At 68.3% G+C, this 14,637-nt stretch carries 17 protein-coding genes; 9 read left to right on the top strand and 8 right to left on the bottom strand.

Annotated elements, in window-relative coordinates; translation table 11 throughout:
• Positions 1 to 90 precede the first annotated feature (90 nt).
• The 6 genes from BLT25_RS11960 (at position 91) to BLT25_RS11985 (ending at position 3,672) form a co-directional block, all read left to right on the top strand.
• A complete protein-coding gene (locus BLT25_RS11960; RefSeq protein WP_091045872.1) occupies positions 91 to 366 on the top strand; it encodes a MoaD/ThiS family protein in 276 nt (91 codons plus the stop codon).
• A gap of 28 nt (positions 367 to 394) precedes the next feature.
• On the top strand, positions 395 to 856 hold the full coding sequence (locus BLT25_RS11965; protein ID WP_091046305.1) for a thioredoxin family protein: 462 nt from the start codon (positions 395 to 397) through the stop codon (positions 854 to 856).
• A gap of 242 nt (positions 857 to 1,098) precedes the next feature.
• On the top strand, positions 1,099 to 1,545 hold the full coding sequence (locus BLT25_RS11970; protein WP_091045874.1) for a DUF4395 domain-containing protein: 447 nt from the start codon (positions 1,099 to 1,101) through the stop codon (positions 1,543 to 1,545).
• Between the two features lie 37 nt (positions 1,546 to 1,582).
• Positions 1,583 to 2,431, top strand: a complete 849-nt coding sequence (locus tag BLT25_RS11975) for a sulfurtransferase (RefSeq protein WP_091045876.1) — start codon at positions 1,583 to 1,585, stop codon at positions 2,429 to 2,431.
• The gene (locus BLT25_RS11980; protein WP_091045878.1) at positions 2,431 to 2,730 is read left to right on the top strand and encodes a DUF1416 domain-containing protein; all 300 of its coding nucleotides are present in this window, start codon (positions 2,431 to 2,433) and stop codon (positions 2,728 to 2,730) included. Before BLT25_RS11975 ends, BLT25_RS11980 begins: the two co-directional genes overlap by 1 nt.
• A gap of 117 nt (positions 2,731 to 2,847) precedes the next feature.
• Complete coding sequence (locus tag BLT25_RS11985; RefSeq protein WP_091045881.1) at positions 2,848 to 3,672, top strand: beta-keto acid cleavage family enzyme; 825 nt, start codon at positions 2,848 to 2,850, stop codon at positions 3,670 to 3,672.
• A 4-nt stretch (positions 3,673 to 3,676) separates the two neighbouring features.
• Here the strand turns inward: BLT25_RS11985 and BLT25_RS11990 are convergent, their stop codons facing one another.
• Together BLT25_RS11990 and BLT25_RS11995 are read right to left on the bottom strand one after the other, a co-directional pair.
• The gene (locus BLT25_RS11990) at positions 3,677 to 5,134 is read right to left on the bottom strand and encodes a hypothetical protein (protein WP_091045882.1); all 1,458 of its coding nucleotides are present in this window, start codon (positions 5,132 to 5,134) and stop codon (positions 3,677 to 3,679) included.
• 66 nt (positions 5,135 to 5,200) lie between these two features.
• Positions 5,201 to 5,761: a TetR/AcrR family transcriptional regulator gene (locus tag BLT25_RS11995; RefSeq protein WP_091045884.1), complete on the bottom strand. Its 561-nt coding sequence runs from the start codon at positions 5,759 to 5,761 to the stop codon at positions 5,201 to 5,203.
• Between the two features lie 112 nt (positions 5,762 to 5,873).
• On the opposite strand from BLT25_RS11995, the gene BLT25_RS12000 reads away from it, so the two are divergent.
• The gene (locus BLT25_RS12000; RefSeq protein ID WP_091045887.1) at positions 5,874 to 7,025 is read left to right on the top strand and encodes an FAD-dependent oxidoreductase; all 1,152 of its coding nucleotides are present in this window, start codon (positions 5,874 to 5,876) and stop codon (positions 7,023 to 7,025) included.
• 124 nt (positions 7,026 to 7,149) lie between these two features.
• On the opposite strand, the gene cysC is transcribed toward BLT25_RS12000, so the two are convergent.
• The 5 genes from cysC to BLT25_RS12025 form a co-directional block, all read right to left on the bottom strand.
• Positions 7,150 to 8,337 (bottom strand): adenylyl-sulfate kinase, encoded by a 1,188-nt coding sequence (gene cysC / locus BLT25_RS12005; RefSeq protein ID WP_091045888.1) that lies wholly within the window; start codon positions 8,335 to 8,337, stop codon positions 7,150 to 7,152.
• A gap of 119 nt (positions 8,338 to 8,456) precedes the next feature.
• Complete coding sequence (locus BLT25_RS12010) at positions 8,457 to 9,707, bottom strand: sulfate adenylyltransferase subunit 1 (RefSeq protein WP_218131313.1); 1,251 nt, start codon at positions 9,705 to 9,707, stop codon at positions 8,457 to 8,459.
• Positions 9,707 to 10,621, bottom strand: a complete 915-nt coding sequence (cysD, locus tag BLT25_RS12015) for a sulfate adenylyltransferase subunit CysD (protein ID WP_091045891.1) — start codon at positions 10,619 to 10,621, stop codon at positions 9,707 to 9,709. Before cysD ends, BLT25_RS12010 begins: the two co-directional genes overlap by 1 nt.
• A 168-nt stretch (positions 10,622 to 10,789) precedes the next feature.
• Entirely contained in the window at positions 10,790 to 11,638 is an 849-nt protein-coding gene (locus BLT25_RS12020; protein ID WP_091045892.1) for a HipA N-terminal domain-containing protein, read from the bottom strand.
• Complete coding sequence (locus tag BLT25_RS12025; RefSeq protein WP_218131314.1) at positions 11,638 to 11,925, bottom strand: helix-turn-helix transcriptional regulator; 288 nt, start codon at positions 11,923 to 11,925, stop codon at positions 11,638 to 11,640. Before BLT25_RS12025 ends, BLT25_RS12020 begins: the two co-directional genes overlap by 1 nt.
• Before the next feature lie 90 nt (positions 11,926 to 12,015).
• Between BLT25_RS12025 and BLT25_RS12030 the strand changes: the two genes are divergently transcribed.
• Positions 12,016 to 13,182 (top strand): nucleotide sugar dehydrogenase, encoded by a 1,167-nt coding sequence (locus tag BLT25_RS12030; protein WP_091046310.1) that lies wholly within the window; start codon positions 12,016 to 12,018, stop codon positions 13,180 to 13,182.
• Between the two features lie 140 nt (positions 13,183 to 13,322).
• Entirely contained in the window at positions 13,323 to 13,694 is a 372-nt protein-coding gene (locus BLT25_RS12035; protein WP_091045897.1) for a phosphomannose isomerase type II C-terminal cupin domain, read from the top strand.
• Positions 13,695 to 13,697: 3 nt separating this feature from the next.
• On the opposite strand, the gene rfbA is transcribed toward BLT25_RS12035, so the two are convergent.
• On the bottom strand, positions 13,698 to 14,570 hold the full coding sequence (gene rfbA / locus BLT25_RS12040) for a glucose-1-phosphate thymidylyltransferase RfbA (protein WP_091045899.1): 873 nt from the start codon (positions 14,568 to 14,570) through the stop codon (positions 13,698 to 13,700).
• Positions 14,571 to 14,637: the final 67 nt, after the last annotated feature.

Raw genomic sequence — 14,637 nt, forward strand, 5'->3', positions numbered from 1 at the left:
ACCGAAACGCAACATTGAGCCTCGGTGAGGTGATCGTTGCACCATATTAACGAAACCTCACGGTGACATAGGAAGGATGTCCACGAGAAAGTGACGAATGTTATAGAGGTCCGATACTGGGCGGCGGCCAAGTCCGCGGCCGGGACTCCGGCCGACCGGATCGAGGTCGACGGCCCGTTGACGCTGGCCGAAGTCGTACGCCGCGCCGCGGAGCTGCACGCCGACACCCGCCTCCCCGAGGTGCTGAAGGTCTGCTCGGCACTCATCGGTGACCGCCCGGTGGGATCGCAAGATCCGAGTGCGGTCTCGGTCGAGCCCGGGGAGAGGGTCGAGTTCCTGCCGCCGTTCGCCGGGGGCTCGGAATGAGTTCACGCGATTCGGGGTTGTGCCCCTCGTGAGCACAGGAGCCTGGATCGCCGTCATCGCGGTCGTCGCCGCCCTCGGGTTCGGTCTTTTCCGGCTGTTCACCGATGGCCGGTTCAGAGGTACGAAGGAGCTGCACGTGACCCAGGAGGTTCACGCACCCGAGCCGCACGCCTGGGATGCGGTCACCGACGCGCTGGGCGAGACCGAGCTGGGTGCGCGGGCGACGCTGGTGCAGTTCTCCTCTGCCTTCTGCGCCCCGTGCCGGGCCACCCGGCGGATCCTGGGCGAGGTCGCCGAGATCGTTCCGGGCGTGGTGCACCTCGAGGTCGATGCCGAGCACCACCTCGATCTGGTGCGCCGCCTCGACATCCTGCGTACGCCGACGACGTTGGTCATCGACGGCGCCGGGAACGAGATCGCGAGGGCCGCAGGGGCTCCGCGCAAGGAGCAGGTGCTGAGCGCGATTCCTGCCCTCAATCTCGAATCCTGACACGCTCGTCCATATGACGAGACATTCGTTTCGTGGCCGTCGGCCGTCGCGCTACTGTCATCGCATGTTCTCGACCATGCTGACCAAGCGCCGCGCAGTGGATCACTGCCGCGTGCGCTCGGCGCTGTGTCGTTCCTGCCGCTGATTCCCTGAGATTTGTCGACCGAGTCGACCCAGGGGACCGCTTTCGCCTGTCAGGCTCGTCCTGACGATCTCCCCTCCACTCTCGCAGGAGCACACCTATGTCCGAGACCACGAGCACGACGGCTACACAGACCGGAATCGACCCCCGCGGCCCGCAGTTCACTGCAGCGGTGACCGTTGTCGTGCTCATCCTGGCCCTGCTGCTTCCGCAGCCATGGGCTCTGGTGGTCACGGTCATCCAGACGGTGCTCTTCGCGATCGGGGCAGGTCTCGGCGTTCAGCGGACCCCGCACGCCTGGCTCTTCAAGAAGTTCGTACGTCCCCGCCTCGGGGCCCCGGACGAGCTCGAGGACCCGGCCCCGCCCCGATTCGCCCAGGGGGTCGGCCTCGCCTTCCTGCTGGTCGCGCTCGTGGGCTACCTCGTCAGCGCCACCCTCGTGGCGCAGATCGCCCTCGGCCTCGCGCTCGTCGCGGCCGTTCTCAATGCCGTCTTCCGGTTCTGCCTCGGCTGCGAGATCTACCTGCTGATCAGGCGTTTCGCCTAGTCCCCTGAACGCAAGAAACACAACGAAAGGTACCTAGATGACCCGCGAGAACTCCCTCGTCTCCGCCCAGTGGGTGGAGGAGCACCTCGATGACCCGAAGGTGGTGCTGATCGAGGTCGACGAAGACACCACCGCCTACGACAAGGGCCACATCAAGGGTGCGATCAAGCTCGACTGGACCACCGACCTGCAGGACCAGGTGCGCCGCGACTTCGTCAACAAGGACCAGTTCTCCGCGCTGCTCTCCGAGCGTGGCGTCGCCAACGACGACACTGTGGTGCTCTATGGCGGCAACAACAACTGGTTCGCCGCGTACGCCTTCTGGTACTTCAAGCTCTACGGCCACCAGGACGTCAAGCTCCTCGACGGCGGCCGCAAGAAGTGGGAGCTCGACTCCCGCGAGCTGACCGACGAGACCGTCACCCGTGAGGCGGCCAGCTACACCGCCCAGGACCAGGACCTCTCGATCCGCGCCTTCCGCGACGAGACCGTCGAGGCCATCGGCGTCAAGAACCTGGTCGACGTGCGCTCGCCCGACGAGTTCGCCGGCCGCCTCCTCGCCCCGGCCCACCTCCCGCAGGAGCAGGCCCAGCGCGCCGGTCACATCCCGACCGCGGCCAACGTCCCGTGGTCCAAGGCGGCCAACGACGACGGCACCTTCCGCTCCGACGAGGAGCTCAAGGAGATCTACTCCGAGGCCGGCGTCGACTGGAGCAAGGACACCATCGCCTACTGCCGCATCGGCGAGCGCTCCTCGCACACCTGGTTCGTGCTCAAGGAGCTCCTCGGCCAGGAGAACGTGAAGAACTACGACGGCTCGTGGACCGAGTACGGCTCCCTCGTCGGCGTTCCGGTCGTCACCGGCGACGAGCCGGGTGTCGCCTGATGTGCGGCGCGACTGAGGGCGGGCTCTCGCTCGCCGGCGTCGACGTCGCCAACGAAGCAGTCATCCAGGGTCAGGTGACCCGTGGCGGCGAGCCCGTCCACGGTGCCTACGTCCGGCTGCTCGACCGCACCGGCGAGTTCACCGCCGAGGTGCCCACCTCGGCCACCGGCCACTTCCGGTTCTTCGCCGGCGACGGCGAGTGGACCCTGCGTACGCTCGCGCCGAAGGCGGAGCCCGTGGACAAGAAGGTCCACGCAGCGGTCGGCAACGTCGCCGAGGTGACGATCCCGATCGGCTGACGGTCCCTGACGTGGGAGCCCCGGTGTCATCGGTTGACGCCGGGGCTCCCACGTCGTTTTGCCCTCTTGCGGTGGAGATATTGCGGCCAGGTGCTTGATTGGCGCTAGATTGTCCGGGTGACTGGACTGCTTGTGACCGTGGCGCCTACCGGGGCGGAGACCGCGAAGGAAGACTGCCCGCAGCTGCCGACGACGCTGGAGGAGCTGGTGGCGACGGCCGTCGAGTGCGAAGAGGCGGGGGCGCGGATGATCCACGTCCACATCCGCGACGACGACCATACGCCGACGCTCGACCTGGGACGCCTCACCGAGACGGTCGACGCGCTCCACGAGAAGACCGAGCTGATCGTGCAGCTCTCCACCGGCGGATCGGTCCACGACCCGCTGGACAAGCGGCTGAAGGTGCTCGACGCCGGGCCGGACTCGTGCTCACTGACGATGGGCACGACCAACTTCGGTGACGACGTCTTCTCCAACCCGTGGCCGTTCATCGCCGAGCTCTACCAGCTCACCCAGGAGCGCGGCGTGGTGCCGGAGTTCGAGCTCTTCGACCTGGGACACGTCGCTGCGCTGCAGCGGCTGCTGGGGAAGTACGGGCTGCCCGCCGGCGGCAAGGTCCACGTCGACTTCGTCATGGGTGTGCCCGGTGGCATGCCCGGCACCTCCGCCGCACTGGTCTCCGGTGTCGCCGCGCTGCCGGCCGAGGTGACTTCGTGGTCGGCGACCGGCATCGGCCGCTCGACCCTCCCGGTCATGCTCACCTCACTGGCCATGGGCGGCCACTTGCGAGTCGGGATGGAGGACGTACTCACCCTCGCCAAGGGTGTCCCCGTCGACGCCAACCGCCAGCTCGTCGAGCGGGCCGTCGAGGCCGCCGCGGTCTCCCAGCGCGCCCCGATGAGCACCGACGAGGCCTGGGCCCTCCTCGGTCTGAAGCGGTGACGACTCAGCCGCCAAGCCTGCTCGCCAGCCTGCCGTGGATCGGGGCGTCGTCGCTGTACTGCTGATCGGCGCTCACGCCCGGCTGTGGGGCCAGTTGCGGTGACACGTCCCCGGACGGGGTGCCCTCGTCCACCTCCTGTGCGGTTTCGTCCAGGTGTTCGCCGATCTGCTGATCGACATCGCCGATGGCTCCAGCGTGCTCAGCGAGGATGCTCCCCGCCTCGACCATCTCGGCCCCCGAGCTGTTCACGAAGGTGTAGATGACCTCGAGCAGGTCGTTGAAAGCGCCGCGCGCACGACCACCGTCGCCGACGCTCCAGTCGCCGCGCTCCCAAGGTCCATCACCGGCCGCGTCCATCATGATGTCGACAGCCTTGGCCGCAACCCAGACGACGTCGGGGACGTACGCCGTGCCCACCCGGCGAAGCACATCGACATCGATTCGGATCTCAGCGGCGGCGTCGGTGAACTTCTTCGACAGTCCGACCGAACCATGGATGTGGAACGGGGAGGGACCTTCGGTACGCATCGCCTGAACCATCTGTCGGGACATGTCGTGGACGAGGTCCTCGGCGACGTGGATCCTCTCCTTGAGGTCGCCGATCGCAGCCACGAGGCTGTCTTCGACCTCGAGGTGGCTGCTGCCGTCGAGTGCTGGCACGGGGTCCGGGTTGCCGCCCTCGTTCGCGGTGAGGAGATCCGTGGCGGTCTTGACGATCGGAAGCGCCTTGTTGAGCGCGTCGTTGGCGGCCTTGGGAAGGAGCTCTTTCACCGCTTCGGCGACCGCCAAGATGCAGTTCCAGGGGCTGATCTTCGACTCGCCACCGCGTGCGTTGAAAGATGTCTCGGCGTCCCGAGCGAGAGCGATGACGTCCTCGCGGGCGCGGTGCCACATCTTCTGTTCTGCGAGCAGGGCGCAGTTGGCCACCAGGACCGCCTGGCGCAGATTCTCGAAGAGGATGGTCATCTTCATCGGGCCATAGGTCTTGGTGTACATCAACACCATGTCGCTCGTCTGCCCGGCCAAGGCGTCAGCGACGACCTGGATGTTGCCGGTCAGGCTCCCGTCGCTGGGGGTGAAGCCCGACTCTCCGTTCCGCACGTCGGTCTGCCCGTGCAGCGTGAACATCGTGAGGGCCTTCTCGATAGCGGCCACCCCGGCATCGAAGCCCTTCGGGTCGGGGATCTCCTTGAAGCAGGCGAAGTGTCGCTCGATCGAGCGGAACCATGGCTGGTAGACGTCGCGGCCGGGGTTGATGGTCTCGCCCTCGTAGGTGATGTCCGCGGTCGGGCCGTCAGCGATCGGCGGCCAGACGACACCTCCGGGCTCGCCGTTGCCGACGCGGCCGCCGGAGGCCTCCTGGCCGAAACCCCAATCGTCGAGCTGCCAGCGGATCGCCGCCTCGGCGATCTTCCGGACGTACTCCGCCAGCCGATTCTCGTAGTCGTCGCCTGTGACCATGACAAGGTCCTCCCGCTTTCTGGTGAACTCGGATCGAGGTTCCACCAGCGGGCTTTCACTTCACTGTCACTCCGGCGCGGTCAGGTAGCGCTGGACGGTCGGCGCGACCCAGTCGACGATCTCCTCGGGGGTCATGTCGACGATGGGGGGAAGCACGAGTACGTAGCGGCTCAGCGCGATCCCGAGGAGCTGCGAGGCGGCCAGGGCGGCGCGACGTGGCACCTGGGACGGGTCGGGGCACACCGGGGCCACGGCGCGGGCGACCTGGGCGGCGAACATGCTGCGCATCTGCTCTGCCGCGCCGGCGTCCGAGGCGGCGCGGCGCAGGAGTGCCATCAGGGTGCCGTCGGAGTCCCACATGCGTACGAAATGGGTGACCATCGTCCGGCCGACCTCGTCGACGGGAACCGCGGTGAGGTCGGGGAGAGCGAGGTCGATCGAGGCGGCTGAGGTGAAGAGCTCCTCCTTGCTGCCGAAGTAGCGCATCACCATCGACGGGTCGATCTGCGCCTCCGAGGCGATCGCTCGGATGGTGGTGCGGTCGTATCCCTGGCGCGCGAAGTGCTCGCGTGCGACGGCGAGGATGCGCTCGCGGGTCTCGGCTCCGGATCGGCGGGTCTCGGTCATGCCAACAAGTGTAGGCCAACACCCGTTGACGTCAATGGCGGCGGCGCGCTAACTTGGTCAACACCGGTTGGCCAACACTCGTTGACCAACGACCCGAAGCAAGGAGAGCATCATGTCCACCATCACCACTGATGTCCTCGTCACCGGCGCCGGCCCCACCGGGCTGGCGGTGGCGGCCAAGCTGGCCGCGGCCGGAATCGACGTCACCGTCATCGACAACCAGGCCTCCGGGGACAACACCTCTCGGGCCGCCGTCGTCCACGCCCGGACCCTGGAGGTCCTCGCCGACCTCGGCGTCTCCGAGCGTCTCACCAAGGAGGGGATCGAGGCGCCGACCTTCACCATCCGCGACCGCGACAAGATCCTGGTGCCGATCCGCTTCGACGACCTGCCCAGCGAGTTCCCGTACGCCCTCATGGTCTCCCAGGCGGTCACCGAGCGCGTGCTGCTCGAGCGCCTCACCGAGCTCGGCGGTCACGTACGCCGCCCGGTCACCCTCGTCGACCTCCGCCAGGACGACGAAGGCGTCACCGCCACCACCGAGGACGGCACCGAGATCCGGGCGCGCTACCTCGTCGGTGCCGACGGCATGCACTCCATCGTGCGCGACAAGGCCGGGATCGGCTTCCCGGGAGGCAAGTACGCCGAGTCGTTCAGCCTCGCCGACGTACGCATCGAGGGTGACCTGCCGCACGACGAGGTCATCCTCTACTTCTCGCCCGAGGGCACCCTGGTCTCCGCGCCCCTGCCCGACGGCTCGTTCCGGTTCGTCGCCCCGGTCGTCGAGGCGCCGGCCGAGCCCGACGTCGACTACGTCCAGGGTCTCCTCGACCGCCGCGGTGGCGTGAAGAGCCCGGTCAAGGTCACCGAGGTCGTGTGGGGATCCCGGTTCCGGGTCCACCACCGCGTCGCCGACTCCTACCGCGTCGGGCGGGTGCTGATCGCGGGCGACGCGGCCCACGTGCACAGCCCCGCCGGCGGCCAGGGCATGAACACCGGACTCCAGGACGCGGTCGTGCTCGGAGACGCGCTCGTCGCCACGATCGCGAACGGTGACGAGGCTGCGCTTGACGACTACGCCGCACGCCGCCGGCCGGTCGCCGAGGAGGTCATCGCGCTCTCCGACCGGCTGACCCGGTTCGGCATCGCGCAGGGGGTCCGGCGCAGCGTACGGAACCTGGTGCTGTCCACGCTCGCGAAGCTCCCGCGCTTCCGCCGGATGCTCGCCTGGCGCCTGTCCGGGCTGGTCTATCGCGACCGGTAGACGGTGCGGATGCTCACCGAGGTAACTCGGTGGACGCTCACTGCCCTCGTGGAACTCCGCGAGGTCAGTGAATGCTCACCGAGGTACCTCGGTCAGCATCCCCGCCCGCCCGTGCCACGTACACCTAAAGGCTGAGGAAGCCTGCCGCGCGGAGACCGGCAATGACGTCGTCCAGGGCCTCCTCGATCGAGCGGCCGGTGGTGTCGACGCGTACGTCGGCGTCGGCCGGCTCCTCGTAGGGCGAGGAGATGCCGGTGAACTCCGGGATCTCGCCGCGACGGGCCTTGGCGTAGAGGCCCTTGCGGTCGCGCCGCTCGCACTCCTCCAGCGGCGTGGCCACGTGGACCAGGAAGAAGGCGCCGCCGGCGTCGTCGACATAGCCGCGTACGTCCTGGCGGGTCGAGTCGAACGGAGCGATGGGGGAGCAGACGGCGAGGCCGCCGTGGCGGGAGATCTCGGCCGCCACCCAGCCGATCCGGCGGATGTTGGTCTCCCGGTCCTCCTTGGAGAAGGTCAGCCCGGCCGACAGGTTGCGGCGCACGACATCGCCGTCGAGCGAGGTGACCGTACGCGCACCCTGCTCCAGGATCCGGTCCATCAGGGCGCGGGCGAGGGTGGACTTGCCGGAGCCGGACAGGCCGGTGAAGAAGATGACCAGGCCCTGCTCCTCGGGAGCGGGCTGGTCGCGGTCGATGACCGCGGCGATCTCGTCGGGGTAGTCCTCCGAGGTGGGAGCGGCCAGCGCGTGGACCGGGTCACCCCCTGCGTACGCCGCGACGACCGCCACGCCGAGCGCGTGGTCGGCCTCGGGGTCGTCGTGAGAAGCCAACGGCACCGCGACCACGGCCGCGTCGGGCAGTGCATCCGCGGCCAGCAACGAGGCTCGCAGCAGTGCGACGGGGGAGAGCGACGGGGTGCCGTGCCCGACGAGAGCGAGCAGCAGCACCGGCCCGAGGGCCGCGATCTCGGCGATCTCGGCGGTGGTGAGCGCGTCGGTGACCGGCACGACCGTCCGCCCGGCGTACGCCTCGCGGGTCTGCTCCGGAGTCAGATAGAGGCGTCGGAAGGGGCCGTAGGCGGGAGAGGAGAGACCGGTGACCTCGCCGGCGGGCCAGGTGACCCGCGCGATCGGCAGTCCCTCGGGGTCGACGACCTCCACCGCGCCGTCCGCGGCCGCGCTCTCGGCAACGGACGCGGGGAGGGCCAGCGTCAACGCAGACCCGGGAGCGTTCAGCGAACCCGGGAGGGCGCCGGAGACGATCAGCTCGATGTCGTCGAGCTCGCGCGGCGTGGGAGAGAACTGCTGAGGCACAAGATCACCTGATGAGGTCGGTTGAGGTGGCCGGCGGCGTTTGCCAACGCCGAGTCGGCGCAATCCGGTCCTCGCTTCGCTCCGGTCCGTTTGCGCCGACTCAGCGTTGGCTGAACGCTTCAGTCGTTGATCATGCCCGCGCCGACGGTGACGCCGGTCGCCTCGTCGATGAGGATGAAGGAGCCGGTGGTGCGGTTCTTCGAGTAGGGGTCGCACAGCAGCGGCTTGGTGGTGCGCAGCTGCACGCGGCCGATCTCGTTGAGGCCGAGCTCCTTGGTCTCCAGGTCGCGGTGGAGGCTGTTGACGTCCAGGCGGTACTGGATGTCCTTGACCAGCGCTCGCGCCGAGTTGGAGGTGTGCTTGATGGCCAGCTTCTGCCGCGGACGCAGCGGAGCGTTGGTCATCCAGCAGATCATCGCGTCGATGTCCTGGCTCGGCTCCGGGGCGTTCTTGACCCGCGAGATCATGTCGCCGCGGCTCACATCGACGTCGTCCTCGAGCCGGACGGTCACCGACATCGGCGGGAACGCCTCGGGGATCTCCTGGTCGAACAAGTCGATCCCGGCGATCCGGCTGGTCATCCCGGAGGGGAGCACCATGACCTCGTCGCCCGGCTTGAGTACGCCACCGGCGACCTGACCCGCGTAGCCGCGGTAGTCGTGGTGGTCGTCGGACTTCGGCCGGATGACGTACTGCACCGGAAGGCGGACGTCGACCAGGTCGCGGTCGGAGGCGACGTGGACGTGCTCGAGGTGGTGGATCAGCGTCGGGCCGGAGTACCAGTCCATGCTGGTCGAGCGGGTCACCACGTTGTCGCCCTGGAGCGCCGAGATCGGGATGACCTCGAGGTCCGGGATGTTGAGCTTGGTCGCGAACGCGGTGAACTCGGCGGAGATCTTCTTGTAGACCTCCTCGGAGTAGTCCACGAGGTCCATCTTGTTGATGCACAGGACCAGGTGGGGCACGCGCAGCAGCGAGAGCAGCACCGCGTGGCGGCGCGACTGCTCGGTCAGACCGTGGCGAGCGTCGACGAGCACCAGTCCGAGGTCGGCGGTGGAGGCACCGGTGACCATGTTGCGCGTGTACTGCACGTGGCCCGGGGTGTCGGCGATGATGAACTTGCGGTTGGGCGTCGCGAAGTAGCGGTAGGCGACATCGATGGTGATGCCCTGCTCGCGCTCGGACCGCAGTCCGTCGGTCAGCAGCGACAGGTCGACGTAGCCGTGGCCCTTGTCCTGCGAGGTCTTCTCGACCGACTCGAGCTGGTCGGTGAAGATCGACTTCGAGTCGAACAGCAGCCGCCCGATGAGGGTGGACTTGCCGTCGTCGACCGAGCCGGCGGTGGCGAACCGCAGGAGGTCCATGGCCATCAGAAGTAACCTTCCTTCTTGCGGTCCTCCATGGCAGCCTCGGAGAACCGGTCGTCACCGCGGGTCGCGCCACGCTCGGTGACCCGGGCGGCGGCGACCTCCTCGATGATCTGCTCGATGGTCGACGCTGTGCTTTCAACGCAACCGGTAAGTGTCATGTCGCCGCAGGTGCGGTAGCGGACCGTACGCTCGGTGACGACCTCGCCCTCGCGCAGCGGGTTGAGCGGGGTCTCGGTCAGCAGCATGCCGTCGCGCTCGAAGACCCGGCGCTGGTGGGCGAAGTAGACGTCGGGGATCTCGATGCCCTCGTGGCCGATGTAGTCCCAGATGTCCAGCTCGGTCCAGTTGGAGATCGGGAAGACCCGCATGTGCTCGCCCTCGTGCAGGCGGCCGTTGTAGAGCGACCAGAGCTCGGGGCGCTGCATCTTGGGGTCCCACTGGCCGAACTCGTCGCGGTGGGAGTAGACGCGCTCCTTGGCGCGGGCCTTCTCCTCGTCGCGGCGACCGCCACCGAAGGCGGCGGTGAAGCCGTTCTCCTCGATCGCGTTCAGCAGGGTGGGCGTCTGGAGCCGGTTGCGCGAGGTCTTGCCGTCGTCGACGACGATGCCGCGCGCGATGGCGTCATCGATGCTCGCGATCACCAGGCGTACGCCCAGGCGGCTGACCCAGCGGTCACGGGTCTCGGCGACCTCGGGGAAGTCGAGGCCGTTGTCGATCTGAAGGACCGGGAACGGGATCTTGGCCGGGAAGAAGGCCTTCTCCGCAAGTCGCAGCATCACGATGCTGTCCTTGCCGCCCGAGAACATCAGGACAGGCTTCTCGAACTCTGCCGCGGCCTCGCGGAAGATGTGGATCGACTCGGCTTCCAGCTGGTCGAGCTGGCTGAGCCGGTAGTCGGCGTGTGTTGCAGTCATTACGGAACCAGAGGACCTCTCCGTCAGGTTGAGGCGCCCATGCTAGTGGCGGCTTCCACGGCACGGCGAAATGTCCCATCCCCGCGTGGGCAGGAATCCGAGTGTACGCAGGCGTGGGCCCTGGTCCGGAAGCGCCACTCGCACCGTGAGATGCGGCGTCGGGACGGGTCAGCGCCGTGGCGCCACGACGACCCTGTCCCCGGCGAGCAGGAAGGCGATCCTGCCGACGTCATCGACCGCGGACCCCGCCAGACCGAGCCGCAGGAGCAGGTCGCGTACGCCGCCGGGGTCGATGTCCTCGCCAGCCCGGACACCGAGCGCCTGGCGGATCGTCTCGGCGTGGATGCGCCGGCCGCCGAGCCGGTCCCAGCGCTCCGCGACGAGCGCTGCCTGCGCGCCGAAGGTGACCAGCTCGGTGCGGGTGGCGGGGATCCCGCCGGAGCGCGCCCGCCCCAGGTCCGCGATCCTCGCCGAGGCCTCCTCGGGCGTGGTCGGCCGCAGGATGTGCGTCGAGGGATGCTCGTACGTCGGCCAGAACCACTTCCCCGAGGCCCGCCGCAGCGCGAACTTCCCCTGGTGACCACCGAGCGAGAACCGGGGCCGGGCCCGCTGGTCGAGCCACGAGGTGGGCTGGTTGCGCAGGGCCGCGAGCCGGGTCGCGATCTCGGGCAGTGGCGCCTCGACGGCGTGCGGTGCCCGGCGCCACGGCAGGTCGGGGTCGGCGGAGAGCGAGACCGCGCCGGGGAGGTCGTCGCCGTAGGAGGCGAGCAGCGTCATCGGCTCGGTGTCCGGCAGGCCTCGTTCGCGCGCCCATCTGCGGCGTACGTCGTCGCGGGTGGGGAGCAGGTTGTCGAGCCAGGCGCGGGCGGCCCCCGGGGCTGCCGGACCGGTGCGCGGGAGGGAGAGCGAGATCGGGGTCGGGCCGGCGGACTCGGCGTAGCTGAAGTCGACCCGGTCGCCGACCTGGCGGAAGGTGCCCATCCGGCGGCGGCCGGCGAAGGCGTACAGCTCTCGCATCAGGGGCCGGTCAGACAGTGGGCCAGAACAGCGTCGAGATCGACGTCCTCGAGGGGCGGGGCGATCGGGGAGAGCTGCGTGGGCGCCAGGTAGACGTCGAGGACCTCCAGCAGCGCGAGCGCCTTGCCGAGCTCGGCGCGCGGGTGGCCGGACTCGACGTCGACGACGAACCGTCGGCCCACCCCGGCCCGGTGGGCCAGGTCGCTCTGGGTGAGGCCGGCGCGGCGCCGGGCCGAGCGCACGGCCGACCCGAAGGCGTCCGGCGAGGTCAGGTACGGCGACGGCACGATGAACACTGTACGCGATGTTCCCGTACGGGAACACGGTCGCCGGAGTTCCTGTGACCCCGCCTCACACCGCTGCTTACAGTGCCGAACATGAAGATCACCGTTGTCGGCGTGGGCTACGTCGGGATGTCGCTCGCCGTCCTGCTCGCCCAGAAGCACGACGTCGTCGTTCTGGACATCTCCCAGGAGCGGGTCGACCTGGTCAACGCGGCCAGGACCCCGATCGAGGACGCCGAGATCACCGGCTTCTTGGCCACCAAGGAGCTCGGCCTGCGCGCGACCCTCGACAAGGAGGACGCCTACGCGGACGCCGCGTACGTCATCGTCGCCACCCCGACGAACTACGACGAGGCCTCGAACTACTTCGACACCTCCACCGTCGACAGCGTGATCGCGGACGCGGTGAGCTACGCGCCGGAGGCTGCGATCGTGGTGAAGTCGACCATCCCGGTCGGCTACATCGCGGCCAAGCGTGACCAGCACCCCGAGGCGACGCTCTTCTTCAGCCCCGAGTTCCTCCGCGAGGGCAAGGCGCTCCACGACAACCTGCACCCCTCTCGCATCGTCGTCGGCGACGACTCCCCGGCCGCGAAGGGCTTCGCCGAGCTGCTGCTCGAGGGCTCGCTCGAGCCCGACGTTCCCGTGCTGATGACCGGCGCCACCGAGGCCGAGGCGATCAAGCTGTTCGCCAACACCTACCTCGCACTGCGGGTCGCCTACTTCAACGAGCTGGACACCTACGCCGCGACCCATGGCCTCAACACGCCTCAGATCATCGAGGGCGTCGGCCTGGACCCCCGGATCGGCTCGCACTACAACAACCCGAGCTTCGGCTACGGCGGCTACTGCCTGCCCAAGGACACCAGGCAGCTGCAGGCCAACTACCAAGACGTCCCGCAGAACCTCATCTCGGCGATCGTCGAGGCCAACACCACGCGCAAGGACTTCGTCGCCACCGACATCCTGCGACGCGAGCCGAAGGTGGTCGGCGTCTACCGGCTGATCATGAAGTCCGGCTCGGACAACTTCCGCGAGTCCTCGATCCAGGGCGTGATGAAGCGGATCAAGGCCAAGGGCGTCGAGGTGGTCATCTTCGAGCCCGAGCTCGACGAGCCGACGTTCTTCCACTCCGAGATCATCAAGGACCTCGACGAGTTCAAGCAGCGAGCCGACGTGATCATCGCCAACCGGCGCACCGACGTGCTCGCCGACGTCGCCGACAAGGTCTACACGCGCGACATCTACGGCCGCGACTGAGGCCCTCCGGCGGAGAGATCTGCTCCCGTGGGCGACCTGCGGGTAACGGACCGGTGAACATCGGTTCGCAATGAACCGTGCGCGGATGCGTACAGTTATTGTCGCGTCTTCTGCTCAGTGTCTAGGAATGAGGCAACATCATGGCTGGTGACTCCGAGACCCGCCCCTGGGGTTCGTGGCACGTCATCGACATCGGTCCGGGCTACAAGGTCAAGCGGATCGAGGTGCTGCCCAACAGCCGCCTCTCCTACCAGACCCACACCCACCGCTCCGAGCACTGGGTGGTCATCTACGGCAAGGCCACCTGCATCATCGACGGCGTGACCACCATCGCCGGCCCCGGTGAGTCCGTCGACGTCGCCGTCGGCCAGGCCCACCGGATCTGCAACGAGACCGACGAGCCGCTCTCGATCATCGAGGTCCAGCGCGGTGGCTACACCGGCGAGGACGACATCGTCCGGCTCGAGGACGACTTCGGTCGGGCCGAGCAGAAGATCACGGCAGAGGCCTGAGCATCAGGCCAGCAGCCCGAGCAGGTACTTCCCGTAGCCGCTCTTCAGCAGCGGCTGGGCGAGCTCGGAGAGCTCCTCGTCGGAGAGCCAGCCCTGGCGCCAGGCGACCTCTTCGGGGGCACCGATCTTGGTGCCCTGGCGGTGCTCGATGGCGCGGATGAAGTTGGCGGCCTCGTTGAGGTCCTCGAGGGTGCCGGTGTCGAGCCAGGCGGTGCCGCGGGGCAGCACCTCGACCGAGAGGGTGCCGGCCTCGAGGTAGATCCGGTTGAGGTCGGTGATCTCGAGCTCGCCGCGCGCGGACGGCTGGAGGTTGCGGGCGTGCTCGATCACCGAGCTGTCGTAGAAGTAGAGGCCGGGGACGGCGTACGGGCTCTTCGGCTTCTCCGGTTTCTCCTCGAGCGAGATCGCTTTGAAGGACTCGTCGAACTCGACGACGCCGTAGGCGCGCGGGTCGGCGACGCGGTAGCCGAAGACGGCACCGCCGGTGATCGTCTTGAAGCGGGCCAGCTGGGTGCCGAGGCCGGGGCCGTAGAAGATGTTGTCGCCCAGGACCAGCCCGACACCGTCCTCGGAGGAGTTGAGGAAGCCGACGTCGGCGCCGATCGTGAACGCCTGGGCGAGGCCGTCGGGGGAGGGCTGCTCGGCGTAGCTGATGTTGACGCCGAGATGGCTGCCGTCACCGAGGAGCCGGTGGAAGCCGGAGGCCTCATGAGGGGTCGTGATCACCAGGATGTCGCGGATGCCGGCCAGCATCAGCGTGGTCAGCGGGTAGTAGATCATCGGCTTGTCGTAGATCGGCATCAGCTGCTTGCTGATCGCGAGCGTGATCGGGTGCAGACGTGAGCCGGTGCCTCCGGCGAGGATGATCCCCTTCATGGTCAGTTGATCCTACGTATGTTCACCCGACGTTCTAGGGAACCCACCGGGGCGAGGCGACCACCGG

Origin of the sequence: Nocardioides sp. YR527, assembly GCF_900101045.1 — a bacterium.
Classification (GTDB): Bacteria; Actinomycetota; Actinomycetes; order Propionibacteriales; family Nocardioidaceae; genus Nocardioides.